Origin of the sequence: Saccharophagus sp. K07 (assembly GCF_014336955.1) — a bacterium.
Taxonomy (GTDB): Bacteria; Pseudomonadota; Gammaproteobacteria; order Pseudomonadales; family Cellvibrionaceae; genus UBA5868.
The window spans coordinates 373,772-390,950 of record NZ_QRAI01000003.1; the positions used below are offsets into that span (position 1 = coordinate 373,772).

The following is a 17,179-nucleotide window of genomic DNA, read 5'->3' on the forward strand; positions in this document are numbered from 1 at the left end:
CGGAATGTCCGCGACGCATTCAGGAGAGCATCTTGGAAGTGGCGATTCATATATTCTCCTTTTTCTTTAATCCGAGAGGGCAGTTGTTCGGTCAAACCGAACAACTGCCCTCTCGGATTTGATTGAACTTGTAAGTAATCTTTACAAGTTGCACCTGGTTCCAGTCTCCCTCGTCATACACTATTGGATTCCGCCCATTACCAATATTCAGGTTTAATGATTGGCTTTTTCTGAGTCGAGATCTTTGCTGGGAGTTGGCAGTCTGCCAATTCTTCATCCGTGATATATCGCCGGGTCCAGTCGGCATATTGGCTTAGCTGTTCATTGCCGGGCCGTCCATGAGTGCTTTTACGTATGGGTAGCACAACGCCAATTTTTACCTGATCGGCAAAATCCTCACGAATGGCGGCAAGCGCAGGTGCCAAATCGGTATCGTTGGATACAAATACCAACTGTTGGACGAGTCCCTTTGCCGTGTCACGGTAAGCTTCCAGCGCTATATTCACATCAGTCTGCTTTTCTTCCAGTTTCCATACATCAACCCTAGCCGTTTTATTCGGTGGTTGCTGGTATATGGGCAAACAAGCCTTCTCGAGCGCGTAGTAGCCTTTGATGATGCGAACGTAGTCCGGGTAAAGCTGCATCAATGCTCGATGGTACGCCTGCTGGGCGTGCTGAGCGGCTTGGCCATTACTGGCAATTTTTGCCCGAATATCCGCAGTAAAGAACTTGAGAGAAACTGGCTGGCAGGAGGGGCTTTGTGCATGCAGGATGCGTTGGAAAAACAGCTTGTACAGGTCCAGCCACTTATCCTTGGAGTGCTTAAGACACCCGTAGAAAAGGTTATAACCATCGATATAAACGATTGTTTTCAAAGCACTTTCCCTGGCCTAGAAATGAAAAAACCGCCCAAAAGGCGGTTTTTCCGCCCCAAGCAGCAACCAACTGAATGGCCCTGCAAGGGGTGAGTCGTTCTGTAAGTATAGCCAACAACCAACTGAATGCAATGGCGTTGGGGATGCACAAAGGCAGGCCATACGCCTGAAAGTTCCTTGTTTTTAGCGGGTGTGACTTGTGTCATAAACCGAGCCTCTATATCCCTCGTCTCGTCGCCGCAAATATATCCGAACCGACATGATGGCCTCCTTAGTTGTCGACTTTTACCCTTCGTTTTCCTGTTAATAGCTGCTGCATTAGGGCCTTTTTCTCTTGCTTTAAGGCATCGAGCTTTTGTTGCAAAGCAGAGACTTCCTGATCAGCGGTGGAAAGTACAGCGGCGATTTTTTGTTGTTCCTCCATAGAGGGAAGATACAGAGCGAAGTCTTTAACCATCGCCGCATTTAGATTTGATTGAGTTCCCTGCTGGCCTTGAAGTTTTATTTTTTCCTTCAAGGAAGTTAAGAAGAAATACAAAAATTCAAAGTTAAGATCTGATTTAGGTCTAATTCCTAAGATTGCTTGCGAAGAACTCAATGGCACTTGAGCTATGCTGCATTCTCCAATTGATGCGTACATCGCATAAAGAACACTATTCTTTGGATAGATACGTGCTGATGAATTCTCCAAGCCAAGTTTGGTGAGATACTTTTCAGTTGAGGAAATCCATTTTCCTTGCTTGGTCATATCAGCAATAGATACCCAGGGAATATTTCCTCCGTAATATTCTTCGATATTGGATTTTGGTGTACCACCGCTATTCATATCGGCCACAGAACCTAGTCTTACCTTCTTCCACTCCCCCCCAAACCTAACCCCATTCTTATCCAACAACCGCTTCTTCCCAGTAAGCAACTGCTGCATCAAGGCTTTTTTCTGCTGCTGGCTGTTGGCGAGCAGTTTTTCGGTGACGGTGATGGCCTTATCCCAGGTGGAGAGGATTTGGGCGATTTTTTTTTGTTCGGGTAATGGTGGGAGCGAAACCTTAACTTTTGCTAAATCTTTTTGCCCTATATTAGCTCGAACAGCTCCCTGTCCAAGTTTTATTACTTGATTTCTAAACTTGGATGATTGAAATAAATACACAGAATACGCAGGAGAGAGGATTCCATTGCTTGGCCTAGCGCGAATTACAAAGCCACCAAAAACAGCAGGTTTATCGTCTAGATAAACTGCTGACATGGCTATTTCATCAAATGTCTCGGAGGTGCGATTAAATAACACGTCTCCAAACTTAAGCAAGTTACTTTCTAACTGACTTTCAGCGACATTAACCCGCCCTATAATCTTATCTTCAGTAAGGATATCGTTACCAAAAACATCCATAACATTAACGAATTTTAGCCCGTACCCATATTGGCTCTTATCAGCATTAAGCCCATTCTTGAACTCCATAAAATCGCCAAGGTGGCACGACATCCATGAATTAGGCACCATATCCCAACTCCTCCAGATACTTGGCAACGTCAGCCTCTACACCCAGCGCCCACCAATAAGTGGCAAAGCTTTTCTCCACAGCTCTGGCCACCAAATTGATAAAGTCGCTGTAGTCACCGCTGCAATGGGCTTTGTCCAACGCCTGGTAGTAATCCAGTCGTTGGGCCACTTCAATCACGGTGGCGGGAAAACCGGCTTTCATCAGTTCCAGATTCATCAGCAAACGCGAGGTGCGGCCATTGCCGTCGACAAAGGGGTGTATTTTTACAAATTCGCCATGTATCCGTGCCGCCCGTTCAACTGGGTGTAGTTGCTGTGCCTCGTTGCTGCACCATTGGCTGAAGGCCGCCATAAGCTCTGGCACTTGCAGGGCGCTAGGCGGGCGATGTTCGGCACCGGAAATCAGTACATTCACTTGGCGGTAGCGTCCGGCGTTGTCTGCGTCGATATTTTTCAGTACCAGCTGGTGCAGGTTTTTAATGGTCCATTCATCCAGTGGCTGCTGCTTTTCAACCAGTTCTTCCACCATCAGGATGGCATCGCGGTGGTTGATGGCTTCAAAATGTTCGCGCAGGGTTTTGCCGCCAATGGTGATGCCTTCCAGCGCCACCTTGGTTTCTTTCAGCGTGAGGGTATTACCTTCAATCGCGTTGCTGTGGTACGTCCATTGCAGCACCAGTTCTTCGTGCAGGCTGGCGGTAACGGCCTTGTCCAGCGGACGGTATTCGTCCAGCTTGGCTTTAAGGGCATCGAGCTTAGCGAATGGTTTCATAACCCAACTCCTCCAGGTACTTGGCCATTTCGGTTTCCAGCTCGGTCAGTTGCGCTTTTAATTTCTCCCGCTCAGCACGCACAGCCAGCAGATCAATTTCTTCCTCTTCCTCAAAGGTATCGACGTAGCGCGGAATGTTCAGGTTGTAGTCGTTCTCTTTGATTTCATCGAGGCTGGCGACGTAGGCGTATTTGTCCACGTCGTTGCCGGCGAAGTAGGTTTCCACAATCTTGCGGATATTGTCGTCGCTGAGCAGGTTCTGGTTTTTTCCGGCTTTAAAGTCGCGGCTGGCGTCGATAAACATCACGCTGTCGTCGCTTTTGTTTTTCTTAAAAATCAGAATCGCCGCCGGAATGCCGGTGCCGTAGAACAGTTTTTCCGGCAGGCCGATTACGGCATCGAGCAGGTTTTCTTCGATCAGTTGCTGACGGATTTTGCCTTCGCTGGAGCCGCGAAAGAGTACGCCGTGGGGCACTACTACGCCCATCCTGCCGGTTTTGGGCTTTAGAGTTTCGATCATATGCAGGATAAAGGCGTAGTCGCCTTTGGTTTTGGGCGGCAGGCCGCGGCGGAAGCGGCCGAATTTATCGTGTTCCGCGTCTTCATACCCCCATTTGTCCAAGCTGAATGGCGGGTTGGCGGTGACTATGTCGAACAGCATCAGGTTGCCGTTTTTATCCAGCAATTTGGGGTTGCGGATGGTGTCGCCCCATTCGATTTTGTGGTTGTCCTCGCCGTGCAGAAACATATTCATTTTGGCCAGCGACCAGGTGGAGCCGATCGCTTCCTGGCCGTAGAGGGCGTAATGCTTGCTGCCGTGGTTGGCCACAATTTTGCGGCCGCACTTCATCAACAAAGAGCCGGAACCGCAGGCCGGGTCGCAGATGGTGTCGCCCGGTTGCGGGTCGAGCAGTTCGGCAATCAGGTCGGAAACTTCGGGCGGGGTGTAGAACTCACCGGCTTTCTGACCGCCGCTGGCGGCGAAATTTTTGATCAGGTACTCGTAGGCGTTGCCAATCACATCCAGATTGCCCACGCGGCTGGGCCGGAGATTGAGTTCCGGTTTGGCGAAATCTTCCAGTAGGTGGCGCAGTATGGTGTTTTTTTGTTTTTCTTCGCCCAGGCGATCGGTGTTGAAGGAAATATCCTGGAACACGCTTTTGCCGGCATCCTTGAGTTTGGTGCCGTTGGCTTCTTCAATGGCGTGCAGCGCTTGATCGATGCGCTCGCCGTTGCCGGGCTCGTGACGGCGTTCGTATAAAGCGTAAAAACTGGCTTCTTTGGGCAGCACAAAGCGCTCGTTTTTCATCATTTCTTCGATCAATTCCGGTTCATCACCGTATTGCGCTTGGTAACTGTCGTAATGGTCCTGCCATACATCTGAGATGTATTTCAGAAACAGCATGGTGAGGATGAAATCTTTATAGGTATCCGCGCTGATGGTGCCGCGAAAGGTATCGCAGGCGGCCCACAATGCTTTATTTACGCTGTCCTGGCTGATTTTGTCGGCCGTAGTCAGGACCTTTTTTTCCAGATTAATTTTTTCGTTTGCACTCATTCAATTTACTTCCTGATTCATTTTGATCGCCCAGCTTTTTTGCGGCGAATTTCAATATTCGATTTTGTATGGTGACCATTCCAAACATTTGCTCGATATGGTCGCGGCTACACCGAATTAAACAAGTCTTTGGCAATCGTTGCCATCATGCGCTCGCCGTTGCTAATCAGTGTTTGCACCAGCTTTTGTTCTTCCGCCAGGGTTTTGGCCATACCTAAAATCGCCCGCTGTTTGGCAAGCGGCGGAATAACCACCGGAGCGTCTTCCAGCACACTGCGGCGAATGCTTTTGGTTAAGGTGCCTTCGGCGTTTTGCTCAAAGTAGCGCTGTACCGGCCCTTGATTGAACAACCACACCATAAATTCCGGCAGCACGTCTTTTGTCTTCAGGCTGATCACAAAAAAATGCGGCGCCGCAACAGCTTGTTTGCCAGTGGTCACCAACGTATGGTCTACAGATACAGCGTAGTTATGGTTGCCGCGGGCGGCCACCAAGATATCGCCGGGGCTCAGGTAATCCGGTTGGCGCTTTCCTGTCAGCCTGGTTTCCAGGCAGCTCGACCAGCGAATACCGTCAGCTGGAGAAGCGTCCTTCATCTGCACCACAACCACAGACGAGCCCGCCACTTCGGGGATTTTGCCCCGGAATGGATAGCCTGCGTTGATGGATGCTAGTTGTTTGAGCTTCACTTTTTCAGTTCATCGCCAATGATGCAGAGAATGGTCCGCTGGCTTTGGGTGAGTGTCAAGTAGAGTTTGTTAGGTTATGGTGGTGCTGTAATTTTTTGGGGGCAAAGAAGTGGGTGGGGAGATCAAATGAAACAAGCTGGTTCCATGTTTCTATTAACGACGGCGAGCTTCATCGCAAATTTCGTCGTCTTTATTTACGCCTACAGATTTTTGGCTTTGCCCCCCAATCTTCTTGAAACACAGCGCATAGAAAATGCACCGCTGATTTTTTCCTACGTGTTCGCAGGATTTTTAGGTTGCGCGATCCTTCGGCCATGTTTGCGCGCATTCTATATAAAAGGCAGTAGTGGCACTTCGGCCACCCTGCTTTTACAACAAAATTAATTACACCTGGATATCAATTCAGTTGCGTAAAATTCACCGGCACCCACTCGTAGGAATGTCCTTTCTTACGCACTTTCTTACGCAGGTGGCCCAGACCGGGAAATTGAATGTGGGCTGCGGCAACAAGAACTTTCTCCTTTGCGGCCTGTTTAAAGATTTTCTCGCGCTCAGCTGCAGCTTTTTTCTGGTCGGTATCGAGCACGGTGGTTACTTTCGGGTGTTCCAACTGCACTGCGGCTACGTGGACCAAGTCGCCAATCAACCACAGTTTTTGTCCCTGGCTTTCCACCTCATAAACCGTGTGACCAACGGTGTGCCCGGACGCTGAAATGGCTTTGATTCCGGGAGCCAATGGGGTTTTTTGATTAAACGGCGCGAGTTTTCCTGCGGCTTGGTAAGGCGTCAACATGGCTATAGCCGCTAAGAATGGCGTTTTATCCGGCGCGTTATTTAGGTTGTCTTCGTTCAACCAGAAATCCGCGTCTTTTTTATCTACATGAATTACCGCATTGGGAAAAACCAGCGTGTTTTCACTCACCAAACCGCCAATGTGATCCGGATGCACATGGGTGATGTAAATATCATCGATTTGCTCAGGTTCGTAACCGGATGCCTGCAAATTGGCAACCAGCTTACCCAAGGTCGGCCCCATAAATACGCCAGCACCGGCATCGATCAGAATCAATTTATCACCCGTGTTGATTACGAAAGCGTTTATCGATGTTTCCACCGGTGCTTCTAAAAATGAATGCGCCAGGACGGCATGGGTTTTATGTTCAGGCTGATTCAGCATTTGGTCGACCGGGAAGTCGACCGTCCCATCATTGATCGCCGTCACTTCAAATTCGCCGACCATTAAACGATAAAACCCCGGAGCGGATGTTTGTGCGAATGGCGCCGCAGCTAGGGCAATTTGGCTACCTAAGCCGCTGAGCAAAGTGGCGGCTGCAAGCGCGGCTGCCGGCAAAAGTTTTTTAGCGAGAATTCAGACATAAAAGCTCCTTGGGCTCTAACCCGTTAGCACAAATGAATGGGGGCCTCACACTGTGGCTGTGCTTGGCGAAAATTTGCGTTCGCTGCCGAACATCGATCAATAACGCAAAACTTCTTGGCCATTTTTGCCGAGAAAATTTCTGCGTAAAGAACGCGTTATCTTTATGCGCGATATTAGATGCCATTTATTTATTTTTGCGAGTAGCAACACAGACAAGTGCTCGAACACCGGCGAAGCGCAGACGATGACAATGAGAATTTTTTTGGCTTTTCGAATGCCAACGCCAAATTGGCGCTATAGGTGCATCGTGGGTGAGGCTAGCAAATTGAATAGGAGTTCGACTCGCCAACAGCTTGTGCGCTTCTCGTATTGGCCTATTTGTTATCATGCCGCGAATTCGAGCAAAGCACCCGGCCAGTAGCGCAGGGATTCAACCCTAACACCGGAGAAATATTTCATGTGGTTGCAGAAAGAAATCCAACTCAAAGCCCGCCCGCGCGGTTTTCATTTGATTACCCAGGACGTGCTGGCCGAGTTGCCGGAATTGCGGCAGGTGTCGGTTGGGCTGCTGCATGTCTTTATTCAGCACACCTCCGCCTCTCTCACCGTCAACGAAAACGCCGACCCGACGGTGCGGCAGGATTTTGAAAGCTATTTCAATCGCGCCGTGCCCGAGGACCAGCCCTACTATCGCCACAACGACGAAGGCAGCGACGACCTGCCCGCGCATCTTAAATCCAGCATTCTTGGAAGTAGTGTCAGCCTGCCGATTAAAAACGGCCGGTTGAATCTAGGCACTTGGCAGGGAATTTATTTGTGCGAACACCGCAATCATGGCGGCAGTCGGAGATTGGTGGTGACGCTGCAGGGGGAGTAAATCGATTTCGTCGCATTTTTAAGATGCCCCTCACCTACCCTCTCCCAGTGGGAGAGGGAGCTTATATCCCTCACCCCAACCCTCTCCCGGTGGGAGAGGGAGTTTATATTGTGCAAACCGGCAACATAGGTAACAAAACAAACCGGGAACATGGGTTACACACGTTATGGTATGAGCGAGGAGGACTTGCTTATGCCCGGGAAAGAGACTTGTGTGATGGATTTGAAGATGCCATTGATCGCGGATTGGCTGCGACAAGAAAGCAGCATCAGTGAATTAGCCCGTGTTTATGACATAAGCCGCAAAACGGTTTATACGTGGGTGACGCGTTATCAGGATGAAGGAGCGTCTGGCCTGCAGGACCGCTCACGAGCTCCCCAAGCATTGCCCGGTACCCCCTCGCCCTCAGGGAGAGGGTTGGGGTGAGGGCTTTTGAATCGCCCTCACCTGCCGATACCAACCGCATCCTCTCCTTGCTTATCTCTCTCACGTCAATTCTCACTGACTCGAAATTGCTCCAATGTCCGAGCTTGGGCGAGCGCTTCAAGCGAGCCAGGGCTATTCAGCAGGCATAAAAAAAGCGGCCCGAAGGCCGCTTTTGCTCTGCAAGATTCCTGATTACTGCAGCAGGAACGTTGCAATATCCAAGGCTTCCGCGTCAGAGGTCGCTGCCGTTGGCAGGTAGATGCTCATGGTCTTCACTTTACTGGCCAAATCTTCCAGGTTGTATCTGGGTGCCAGTGAAGATGCAGTCAGTGCAGGACCCGCTCCTCCTTGACGGTCAGCACCATGGCACAGAGCGCAACTCTTCGCGCTATACAACGTTTGACCATTGGCAGCATTACCGCCGGGCGCAGCGACCGGCAGGCTGGCCAAATATGCGCCGAGATCCAAAATGTCTTGCTCGGTCACGGTAATGTTCGCCATCAAGGGCACACTCGCGATGGCGGTTCTTACAGCATCTTCGTTGAGGCCGGCGATCGCCTTGGCCAGCCCAGTGCCGACACCATTTGCACCGTGGCAAAGCGAGCAATTTTTGGCGTTATACAGCGCCGCACCGTTGACAGGATCGCCTTCAGGCTGCGGAACCGGCAGGCTTTCCAGGTAAGCGCCTATATCGCGGACCTGTTGGTCAGTCAAAGTTTTGAAGTTGGCCATCAGGGCTTGGCTGTCGATGGCAGTTCTGAAGCTGGCTTCGTTCAGGCCGGCAATCGCTTTGAAGGCGCCGCCAATACCGTTCGCGCCGTGGCAAACCGCACAACCGTTGGTGGTATAGAGGGCAGCACCAGCTTCCGCATCACCCGTCAACTGACTGGCAGAGCAACCGTCAGCATTGGCTGTTTCACCAGCTGGAGTGCCTGGGCACTGGTCAACTGCGTCACTTACGCCGTCGCCGTCTTCATCCAGTTGTGAGCTTGAGCAACCGTTGTTGTTAACGGATTGACCCGCTGGGGTGTTCGGACACTGGTCAGCAGCATCGTTGACGCCATCGTTGTCGCTATCCAATTGAGTTGCAGCGCAACCATTCGCATTCACCGTTGCACCTGCGGGGGTGTTGGGGCACTGATCAACTGCGTCATTTACACCGTCGTTATCGCTATCCAACTGCACCGGAGCACAACCTACAGCATTTACAGGTGCACCAGCTGGGGTATTCGGACACATATCGGCGGCGTCGCTGACACCGTCACCATCGCTATCCAATTGCGATGCGGCACAACCTGCCGCGTTAACCGCAGAGCCGGCTGGGGTGTTAGGACACTGGTCAACTGCGTCATTGACGCCATCGTTGTCGCTATCCAGCTGGCTTGCCGCACAACCCGAGGCATTCACAGTTGCACCTGCGGGGGTGTTGGGGCACTGATCAACTGCATCATTTACGCCGTCGTTATCGCTGTCCAACTGAGTTGCAGCACAACCAGACGCATTAACCGTCGCACCTGCAGGAGTGTTCGGGCACAGGTCAGCGTTGTTGCCTACACCGTCGTTATCGCTGTCAGCACTTTCGTTCGGATCATTCGGGAAGCGGTCTGCATTGTCGCCGACGCCGTCGCCGTCAGAATCTTTGCTTTCGTTCGGGTCGAGCGGGAATGCGTCTTCCGCGTCGTTGACGCCGTCACCGTCAGTATCCAACTGGCTGGGTGAGCAACCTTGAGCGTTGGCCGTTTCTGTGAGAGGCGTGCCAGGGCACTGGTCGGCTTCATCGTTAACGCCATCGTCATCGCTATCCAGCTGACCGGCAGAGCAACCTTGTTCGTTAACAGCAGCACCGGCTGGTGTGTTGGCGCAGATGTCGGAGTTGTCGCCTACCCCGTCACCGTCGCTGTCGCGAGATTCGGTCGGGTCGTTCGGGAAAGCGTCTTCGTCATCGGGCACGCCGTCGTCATCGCTGTCCAGACCACCGCTGGAGCTGCTGGATGAGCTGGAGCTTGAAGAGCTGGATGAAGAGGAGCTCGATGAACTAGAGCTGCTGGATGCGCTGCTCGAAGACGAGCTGGAGCTGCTGCTAGATGAACTTGAAGAGCTTGACGAACTGGAAGAAGAGCTTGAGCTGCTGGATGATGTATCCGCAGTTTCCACCAACACAGCAGAAACAGTCGCCGCATCCACAGAAGCAGAGAATTCGATGGTCAGACCTCCATCGGTGACTTCAACCGCAGGAACGCTCAAGTCGAAAGCAGCATTGGCACCAACCAGGGAGAAAATATCCAGGTCAGATGCAGCGGCTTTACCTTCGATGGTGACATCAAATACACGCGCACCTTCCACGGTAAAGAAGAGCTCGGCCATTTTCAGCGTTACGTCATAAACGCCATTTTCGACCGGCAATTCATAGGTGAAGTTACCCCAGCGAGTACCTTGGTAGAGGCCGCTGTCTTCAGTGCCAGTTACCGTAACGGCTACACCGGCGACATTACCGCCAGTGACGAATGGCAGGTCGGATTGGAAGACGACCTCTTCGCCTTCGTAGGCACGGCTACCGGCGCGGATAGCGTGGATAACGCCTTCCGGATTCTCAGTTTCCACCGCCTCGGCGTCGCCAATACGGAAATAATCGAAATGAACGCCGCCGGTGGTGAAGTCCACGCGCACCGTTGAGACGCCGGAGTTAAAGGCGACCGGAGCGAGTTTCACTTCGGTGAAAGATTCCGCGCCTATATTCGGCACTTCGATTGAACCCACCTCAGAACCATTCACGGATACGCTGATGGACTTGCCGTCTTCGGCGGCGCCAACAGCTAGGTAGAGGTTTTGGTTGCCGGCATCGGCGAGGTTGATGTCGTACTCCAACCACTCGCCAGCTTCGGTAAAGGCCACGTCACAAGTGCCATTGCCGTTCAGCTGAGCGACCACCAGATCCACCGCGCTGGTGCTCTCGCAATTACCCAGTTGCTCAGGCGTGGTGTCGTTGAAGCGAACAAATTCTTCCGACTCCACAGTCACGGGCAGAGCTAAAGGCCCACCGCTGGATGAACTGCTAGAGGAAGAAGACGATGAGCTGCTTGACGAGCTGGAAGAACTCGAAGAAGAGCTGCTGGAACTGGAAGACGATGAGCTTGAACTGCTTGATGAGCTGGACAATTCATTTTCGTCAGGACCGTGAGTAACAAACAGCCCACCTCCGCACGCCGATAGACCGGTCATCATCAAAGACAGTGTCAACAGCCGCAGAGATTTGCTCGCAGCGCCGCGCAACACATTGAAAGACATGAGGAACACTCTCCATAAAGTGTTAGATTTGCTGCACCCTGGGTTACAGCGGTCAATAACAACTCGCTGCGCTCCACACCAAAAGACACCCTGCGGCATACCCCTTCCGCACGATGCAATCGCCATGTTGGAAACAAAAAGAACAAACCCGAGGAGTGCAATTGTTGTTATGGGTGGATAAAACCTTGCCCCTTTAATTGCGATGGAAATTTTAAATAAGTGTCAGAAAAAGGAAAAAAAAATGCATCACACAAATGTATTAGTTTTGTTAGACGGGACTGAAATTCGCGGCTTAGATCACATAAAGTCAGGAAACACCAAAGGTTAGGCTTCCCGCGCAATGTGATGCAATTCACAATGAGTGACTTTTTTCCTTTCTCAAGAGCGCCGTTCTGAAAGCGCCGTTAAGATAAAAGCCTTTGATAACCGGGTTAACGTGATATGTGGTTAAGAAAAATAATCCTGTCTGCGAGTTTGGCTTTTACTGCGGTATTGGCCCATTCGGATAATGCCATGCTCGGCGTGTGGGAAAATAAGACCAACGGCGATGTAACCGGGGTGAATTTGCTGGATAACGAGAATTGCGAAATTTTTATCGAACGCGCGTTGAAACCTCGCAGCACTCGCAAATGCAAATACGAACCCTTCGAGGACCGGCATTTGATTTTCCTTTTCAATGAACACGGTTCCTGCAACACCGAAGCGGATTTTGAAATGATCTACGAACCGGAAGCGCCCTTAATACATTTGCTGGTTGGCAGCGCAGATGTTGTGTTGCACAAAGTAAATAATTAGGACTAAGCAAAAACTATGGCTAAACAATCAGGGAATTAAGCGGGGATTTATTGAATGGAAGCTTCCGCCGCGGTCAAGTTATATACCACGGCGGTCTCACTTGAGATGGATAAATAAGATAATAGGCACGGTAATCAGGATTTTTTCTTAGCTCTGCGGTCACCTTTACGACGATCCTGCTCAATACCTTCAGGCAATCCTGCTTGCACCTTGCGACGATCGGGGTTTTGGCGCTCTTCCAAAGCATCTTCAAGCTGGCTTATCAACAAGTCTGCGGGAAGAATGATTTTTTGCTTCATCGACTTCATCTCTTGTTTCATCCTCGCACTCAGTCGCTGCTGGTGTAATTGCGAATAAACGGGTTGCTGCTCCCATGCAATTATCGCCGGGCAATGACCACCAAAACGGCGAGTACCGAAAAAGTATAGACCAGCGCACCATAAAGAAAGGTTAGATTTGCAAATTTCTTATGCGTATTTGTAATATGCGGCTGGCGCGCGTTACGCGGTTTGGTTCTGCTCACTAACTTAGTGGAATAGATCAATTCAGCTGCAATAGCTAACTGTGACATAGCCAATTCATAACCCGCTGAAAATTTCACAGGTTATAAATTTGCAATTTATCAAGGTGAACGCAGCTCAATCCATACAGGCGCATGATCACTGGATTTTTCCCAACCGCGCACATGTTTGTCGACACCGGCCGCAACCAGAGAATCCCGCAAGCTGGGGCTCAGTAATAGATGGTCAATGCGCAAACCCGCGTTGCGCGCAAATGCGTTACGGAAATAATCCCAGAAGGTATAAATCTTCTCGTCCGGATAAAGCTGCCGTAGCGAATCCGTCCAACCTTGCTCCAACAATTGCTGATAAGCGGCGCGAACCTCCGGCAAAAACAGGGCGTCGTCCACCCAGGATTCTGGCTTATAAACATCCAGCTCCGTCGGTATAACGTTGTAATCGCCGGCCAATACCGCCGGGGCGCCGGAGTCGATCAGCTCGGCTGCATGAGTCAACAAACGTGCAAACCAATTCAGCTTGTAGTCGAGTTTGGGGCCAGGCGCCGGATTACCATTGGGCAAATAAAGACACCCTACCAGAACGCCATTAACAGCCGCTTCGATATAACGACTGTGAGTGTCTTCAGGATCTCCGGGCAGCGCCCGGCGAACTTCCACTGGTTCGCCACGCCTGGACAAGATGGCCACACCATTCCAACTTTTCTGACCGTGCCACAATGGCTGGTAACCTGCGTTGCGAATCGCCTGTTCCGGAAATTTTTCCTGCGGCGCTTTTAATTCTTGCAAACACACTACGTCTGGCTGGGTTTCCTCCAGCCAGCGCAACAGCACCGGTAAGCGCGCGTTAATGCCATTTACGTTGTAAGTCGCAATTCTCATGCGTCAAAATCTCCACACCGTTGGGGGAATGGCCTATAGTCTAAGCCATTACCTCTGCGGCTCTGCCGTCTGTTTCGAGTTGTTTCATGTCCAATCTTTTACTTGCCCTTTTGTGTCTTGCCATCGGCAAATTGTTACAAAATGTTCGACAATTTCCCGATTCATCCGCCCAGACTTTGAATCTCTACGTTATTTATGTCGCGCTTCCTGCACTGATTCTGGTGCAAATCCCGAAAATTCCCCTCGACCCTCATGTACTGGCGCCGGTGATTTTTGCTTGGCTTATGATGGGCTTGAGTTTGGGAATCGTCTGGCTGATTGCACGATTTTTCCGCTGGTCGGCAACCGTCACCGGTGGGCTTTTGCTAGTGACCGTGTTGGGCAATACCGGTTTTATCGGCTATCCGTTGATTGAGGCTCACTTGGGCAAAGACGCCCTGCCCTACGCCATTCTTTACGATCAGCTCGGCACCTTCCTTGCGCTTAATACGCTGGGCATTGCCATTGCCAGTCGCTATGCGCCTGAAGCCAATATCGCCACGGAACCTCTGTGGCGAAAAATCCTGCGTTTCCCGCCGTTCAGTGCCATTGTGCTCGGTTTTTTACTGAATTTTTTCGATGTGCCAATTGCCAAATTCGTCGATGACGTATTGCATCGAATCGCCGATACGCTGGTTCCGGTGGTAATGGTAGCGGTAGGTTTGCAATGGCGACTTCGTATCGAAAAAACCGAATACAAGCCGATTGTGTTTGCCATTATTTTTATTTTGCTGATCAAGCCTTTTATTGCGCTGATTTTGTTGCTACCAATCAAGCTGGATCCGCTAATCGCCCACGCCATATTATTGGAAGCCGCTATGCCGGCAATGATTTCCACCAGCGCGTTGGCGCTGATGTATCAACTCGCTCCTCGCTTGGTATCGACTATTATTGGATACAGCCTGATCCTGTCATTTGCGACAGTGTGGGGATGGAAAGTATTGATCACGGCCTGATCACAAAACGACGTCATTTTTTATAAAAATAATGCCAGGACCATCGTTATGAAATTTCTTTTGCCCGCAACATTTGCGTCATCCATAACTTTTTTTCTGTCCATGACATTTGCCAGCAGCGCGCTGGCAAATATCGAATTACCTCCCCTTTTATTGGACGGCGCGGTTTTGCAGCGCGAACAACCCATTCCAATCTGGGGTAAAGCACCGCCGAATCAAACTGTAACCGTAACATTTGCCAATGACCAAAAAACGGTGGAAAGCGACGCTGATGGCAATTGGAAAACCAGCTTCAAAGCGCGCAAAGCAAGTGCAGAGCCAGTGCAATTGCGCATTACTTCCGGCGAGTTTGCCCGCACCGTCAATGACATTGTGATCGGTGATGTCTGGGTTGCGTCCGGCCAATCCAATATGGAATGGGTCGTGCGCGATAGCGACGGCGCAGATGCGGAAATTGCCAATACCAATGAATTGAATATTCGCCATTTTAAAATACCGCGCAGTTGGGCAGTTACACCGTCCGATACCCTGGCAGGCGGACAATGGCTGCCTGCGACAACTGAAAATCTCGGCGACTTTACCGCCGTCGGTTGGTATTTCGCCAAAATTATTCACAGCGAAATCGGCGTGCCTGTAGGCTTGATCAACTCCACTTGGGGAGGCAGCCGAATAGAAGGTTGGATGAGTGCACAAAACCTCGGCATTTCCTCCCAACAAGCGCAAGACACCTTGCAGGAGATGGTCACAGCCGGTGAACAAAAAGTTGCAGAAGTTCGCCAGCTGTTGCAGCGCTGGCCCGGCTCTTTGGTCACGAAAGTTGACGGCCCCAATGCCGATTGGAGCGCGACAGCACTTGATGAACGTGATTGGCTGACCATTCACGCTCCCAGCCTATGGGAGCAACAGAGTTACCCCGGCGTTGATGGTTTTATGTGGTATCGCAAAACCTTCGAATTGACTGCGGAAGAAGCCAAAAACGATATCACTCTTGGCCTCGGCCGCATTGATGACGCCGATATCACCTGGATTAATGGCCATAAAGTGGGTGAAACCTCGGCGCACGATCTTATCCGCACCTACAAAGTCCCGGCAAAATTCTTAAAACCCGGCAAAAACCAAATTGCTGTGCGGGTGGAAGATTATCAAGGTGGTGGTGGAATTTATTCCTCTGACGATCTGCTCTATGTGCAAACTGCAAATGGCAAACGTTATTCCCTGGCAGGTGAATGGAAAATCAAAGCGGACCGCGTGACGGTCATACTCTCGGATAATTTCCACAATACTGGCACTGCGTTGTACAACAAAATGATTCACCCACTGTTCCAAATTCCGGTCAAAGGTATCTTGTGGTATCAGGGTGAATCCAATGCCTATTCGGAAGAAGATGCGGAAAATTATCGCAGCCAATTTGCCGGTTTGATCAAAGATTGGCGCAACAGCTGGACCAATCCAAACATGCCGTTTTATTGGGTGCAATTGGCAAACTTTGTTTCCGGCTCGGAAAAATGGCCATTTTTACGCGAAGCGCAAACGGCAACTCTGGCGGTAAAACATACCGGTCAAGCAATTACCATTGATATCGGCAACCCCAAAGATATTCACCCGCGCGACAAAAAAACTGTCGGTGAGCGGCTTGCGCGTATAGCGCTCAATCAAACCTACGGCAAAAACAAAGTGCATTTTCGCGGCCCCATTGTGCAATCTGCCTCGATCAAAAAAGATCAACTGATCGTAAAATTCAAAACCGCAAAATCGCTCAGCGTGAGAGATGGACACGGTGTGGTAAAAGGTTTTGAAATTGCCGATTCATCCGGCCAATTCAAAGCCGTCACCGGAACAATCAAAGGCAACAGCGTCATACTGCCGCTGGCGAACACAACAAAACCCACCGCCGTGCGCTACGCCTGGAGTGATAATCCGGAAGAAGCGAATTTAAAAGATAGTGAAGGATTGCCGGCAGAGCCGTTTAGACAATATTTCTGACTAAACAAATATTTCTGACTCAAAATGAAAGCCCGCTAATCTGCGGGCTTTTTATGAAAACGATTTAACCACGTCTAGCTGCATCAATTGCCGCAATATCGATTTTCACCATATCCATCATCGTCTCAAAAACACGTTTAGCTGCCGCGGGATCTGGATCCGAAATTCCCTCAAGCAGCGCGCGCGGCGTGATCTGCCAGGAAATGCCCCATTTATCTTTACACCATCCACACGCCACCTCCTGACCGCCATTGTTTACCACTGCGTCCCACAACCGATCCGTCTCGGTCTGATCATCCGTCGCGATCTGAAATGAAAAAGCCTGGCTATGCGCAACGCCCGGTCCACCATTCAATCCGATACATGGCACTCCCGCCACTGTAAATTCCACCATCAAAATATCGCCTTGCTTACCCGCCGGATAATCCCCTGGCGCACGGTAGATCTTGCCAAGCGAACTATCTGGAAAAGTTTTGGAGTAGAAAGTCGCGGCTTCCAGGGCATCTCCGTCGTACCAGAGGCAGATGGTGTTTTTAGGAGTCATGGTGGTTCCTCTTGAGTTTATGGAATTCAAGGGCTAGTCGATTCATGGCTCCGAAATTCGACGACAGGTTGATTGACATCTAGAACAGATTGGCATGAAACAAAG

Annotated in this window: 17 protein-coding genes; 6 read left to right on the top strand and 11 right to left on the bottom strand. The window is 50.6% G+C overall.

Translation table 11 applies throughout. The features are described 5' to 3' along the window. Positions 1-197: 197 nt before the first annotated feature. From DWB84_RS11300 to DWB84_RS11320, 5 genes are all read right to left on the bottom strand, one after another. Entirely contained in the window at positions 198-875 is a 678-nt protein-coding gene (locus DWB84_RS11300; RefSeq protein ID WP_187409898.1) for an NYN domain-containing protein, read from the bottom strand. A gap of 271 nt (positions 876-1,146) precedes the next feature. Beyond that, positions 1,147-2,373, bottom strand: a complete 1,227-nt coding sequence (locus DWB84_RS11305; RefSeq protein WP_187409899.1) for a restriction endonuclease subunit S — start codon at positions 2,371-2,373, stop codon at positions 1,147-1,149. Continuing rightward, positions 2,363-3,145, bottom strand: coding sequence for a Fic family protein (locus DWB84_RS11310; protein WP_187409900.1), 783 nt, complete (start codon positions 3,143-3,145; stop codon positions 2,363-2,365). Before DWB84_RS11310 ends, DWB84_RS11305 begins: the two co-directional genes overlap by 11 nt. Continuing rightward, positions 3,129-4,703, bottom strand: coding sequence for a type I restriction-modification system subunit M (locus tag DWB84_RS11315; protein ID WP_187409901.1), 1,575 nt, complete (start codon positions 4,701-4,703; stop codon positions 3,129-3,131). Before DWB84_RS11315 ends, DWB84_RS11310 begins: the two co-directional genes overlap by 17 nt. A 107-nt stretch (positions 4,704-4,810) precedes the next feature. Then, positions 4,811-5,392 (bottom strand): restriction endonuclease subunit S, encoded by a 582-nt coding sequence (locus tag DWB84_RS11320; RefSeq protein WP_187409902.1) that lies wholly within the window; start codon positions 5,390-5,392, stop codon positions 4,811-4,813. A gap of 126 nt (positions 5,393-5,518) precedes the next feature. Here DWB84_RS11320 and DWB84_RS11325 point away from each other — a divergent pair, with 126 nt between their 5' ends. Continuing rightward, the gene (locus DWB84_RS11325; RefSeq protein ID WP_187409903.1) at positions 5,519-5,776 is read left to right on the top strand and encodes a hypothetical protein; all 258 of its coding nucleotides are present in this window, start codon (positions 5,519-5,521) and stop codon (positions 5,774-5,776) included. 13 nt (positions 5,777-5,789) lie between these two features. On the opposite strand, the gene DWB84_RS11330 is transcribed toward DWB84_RS11325, so the two are convergent. Beyond that, on the bottom strand, positions 5,790-6,632 hold the full coding sequence (locus DWB84_RS11330) for an MBL fold metallo-hydrolase (protein WP_222868139.1): 843 nt from the start codon (positions 6,630-6,632) through the stop codon (positions 5,790-5,792). Between the two features lie 595 nt (positions 6,633-7,227). Here DWB84_RS11330 and DWB84_RS11335 point away from each other — a divergent pair. Next, complete coding sequence (locus DWB84_RS11335; protein WP_187409904.1) at positions 7,228-7,647, top strand: secondary thiamine-phosphate synthase enzyme YjbQ; 420 nt, start codon at positions 7,228-7,230, stop codon at positions 7,645-7,647. A gap of 192 nt (positions 7,648-7,839) precedes the next feature. Then, positions 7,840-8,073, top strand: coding sequence for a helix-turn-helix domain-containing protein (locus tag DWB84_RS11340; RefSeq protein ID WP_222868140.1), 234 nt, complete (start codon positions 7,840-7,842; stop codon positions 8,071-8,073). 192 nt (positions 8,074-8,265) lie between these two features. On the opposite strand, the gene DWB84_RS19075 is transcribed toward DWB84_RS11340, so the two are convergent. After that, on the bottom strand, positions 8,266-11,358 hold the full coding sequence (locus DWB84_RS19075) for a thrombospondin type 3 repeat-containing protein (protein WP_187409905.1): 3,093 nt from the start codon (positions 11,356-11,358) through the stop codon (positions 8,266-8,268). Positions 11,359-11,799: 441 nt separating this feature from the next. Here DWB84_RS19075 and DWB84_RS11350 point away from each other — a divergent pair, with 441 nt between their 5' ends. Then, the gene (locus DWB84_RS11350) at positions 11,800-12,153 is read left to right on the top strand and encodes a hypothetical protein (RefSeq protein WP_187409906.1); all 354 of its coding nucleotides are present in this window, start codon (positions 11,800-11,802) and stop codon (positions 12,151-12,153) included. A 134-nt stretch (positions 12,154-12,287) separates the two neighbouring features. Here the strand turns inward: DWB84_RS11350 and DWB84_RS11355 are convergent, their stop codons facing one another. From DWB84_RS11355 to xth, 3 genes are read right to left on the bottom strand one after another with little or no spacing between them, the layout of a single operon-like run. Beyond that, positions 12,288-12,473, bottom strand: a complete 186-nt coding sequence (locus DWB84_RS11355; protein ID WP_187410127.1) for a hypothetical protein — start codon at positions 12,471-12,473, stop codon at positions 12,288-12,290. 59 nt (positions 12,474-12,532) lie between these two features. After that, positions 12,533-12,724, bottom strand: a complete 192-nt coding sequence (locus tag DWB84_RS11360; protein WP_187409907.1) for a hypothetical protein — start codon at positions 12,722-12,724, stop codon at positions 12,533-12,535. Positions 12,725-12,775: 51 nt separating this feature from the next. Next, positions 12,776-13,552, bottom strand: a complete 777-nt coding sequence (gene xth, locus DWB84_RS11365; RefSeq protein WP_187409908.1) for an exodeoxyribonuclease III — start codon at positions 13,550-13,552, stop codon at positions 12,776-12,778. Between the two features lie 86 nt (positions 13,553-13,638). Between xth and DWB84_RS11370 the strand changes: the two genes are divergently transcribed. Together DWB84_RS11370 and DWB84_RS11375 are read left to right on the top strand one after the other, a co-directional pair. Further along, on the top strand, positions 13,639-14,547 hold the full coding sequence (locus tag DWB84_RS11370; protein ID WP_187409909.1) for an AEC family transporter: 909 nt from the start codon (positions 13,639-13,641) through the stop codon (positions 14,545-14,547). A gap of 48 nt (positions 14,548-14,595) precedes the next feature. Then, positions 14,596-16,530 (top strand): sialate O-acetylesterase, encoded by a 1,935-nt coding sequence (locus DWB84_RS11375; protein ID WP_187409910.1) that lies wholly within the window; start codon positions 14,596-14,598, stop codon positions 16,528-16,530. Between the two features lie 64 nt (positions 16,531-16,594). Here the strand turns inward: DWB84_RS11375 and DWB84_RS11380 are convergent, their stop codons facing one another. Then, complete coding sequence (locus DWB84_RS11380; RefSeq protein ID WP_187409911.1) at positions 16,595-17,074, bottom strand: VOC family protein; 480 nt, start codon at positions 17,072-17,074, stop codon at positions 16,595-16,597. Positions 17,075-17,179 lie beyond the last annotated feature (105 nt).

Excerpts from the sequence above, each read along its gene's own strand:
- DWB84_RS11305 (WP_187409899.1), bottom strand. The coding sequence starts at position 2,373 with ATGGTGCCTAATTCATGGATGTCGTGCCACCTTGGCGATTTTATGGAG.
- DWB84_RS11310 (WP_187409900.1), bottom strand. The coding sequence starts at position 3,145 with ATGAAACCATTCGCTAAGCTCGATGCCCTTAAAGCCAAGCTGGACGAA.
- DWB84_RS11315 (WP_187409901.1), bottom strand. The coding sequence starts at position 4,703 with ATGAGTGCAAACGAAAAAATTAATCTGGAAAAAAAGGTCCTGACTACG.
- DWB84_RS11325 (WP_187409903.1), top strand. The coding sequence starts at position 5,519 with ATGAAACAAGCTGGTTCCATGTTTCTATTAACGACGGCGAGCTTCATC.
- DWB84_RS11330 (WP_222868139.1), bottom strand. The coding sequence starts at position 6,632 with ATGGTCGGCGAATTTGAAGTGACGGCGATCAATGATGGGACGGTCGAC.
- DWB84_RS11335 (WP_187409904.1), top strand. The coding sequence starts at position 7,228 with ATGTGGTTGCAGAAAGAAATCCAACTCAAAGCCCGCCCGCGCGGTTTT.
- DWB84_RS11340 (WP_222868140.1), top strand. The coding sequence starts at position 7,840 with ATGCCCGGGAAAGAGACTTGTGTGATGGATTTGAAGATGCCATTGATC.
- DWB84_RS19075 (WP_187409905.1), bottom strand. The coding sequence starts at position 11,358 with ATGTCTTTCAATGTGTTGCGCGGCGCTGCGAGCAAATCTCTGCGGCTG.
- DWB84_RS11350 (WP_187409906.1), top strand. The coding sequence starts at position 11,800 with ATGTGGTTAAGAAAAATAATCCTGTCTGCGAGTTTGGCTTTTACTGCG.
- DWB84_RS11355 (WP_187410127.1), bottom strand. The coding sequence starts at position 12,473 with ATGAAACAAGAGATGAAGTCGATGAAGCAAAAAATCATTCTTCCCGCA.
- DWB84_RS11360 (WP_187409907.1), bottom strand. The coding sequence starts at position 12,724 with ATGTCACAGTTAGCTATTGCAGCTGAATTGATCTATTCCACTAAGTTA.
- xth (WP_187409908.1), bottom strand. The coding sequence starts at position 13,552 with ATGAGAATTGCGACTTACAACGTAAATGGCATTAACGCGCGCTTACCG.
- DWB84_RS11370 (WP_187409909.1), top strand. The coding sequence starts at position 13,639 with ATGTCCAATCTTTTACTTGCCCTTTTGTGTCTTGCCATCGGCAAATTG.
- DWB84_RS11375 (WP_187409910.1), top strand. The coding sequence starts at position 14,596 with ATGAAATTTCTTTTGCCCGCAACATTTGCGTCATCCATAACTTTTTTT.
- DWB84_RS11380 (WP_187409911.1), bottom strand. The coding sequence starts at position 17,074 with ATGACTCCTAAAAACACCATCTGCCTCTGGTACGACGGAGATGCCCTG.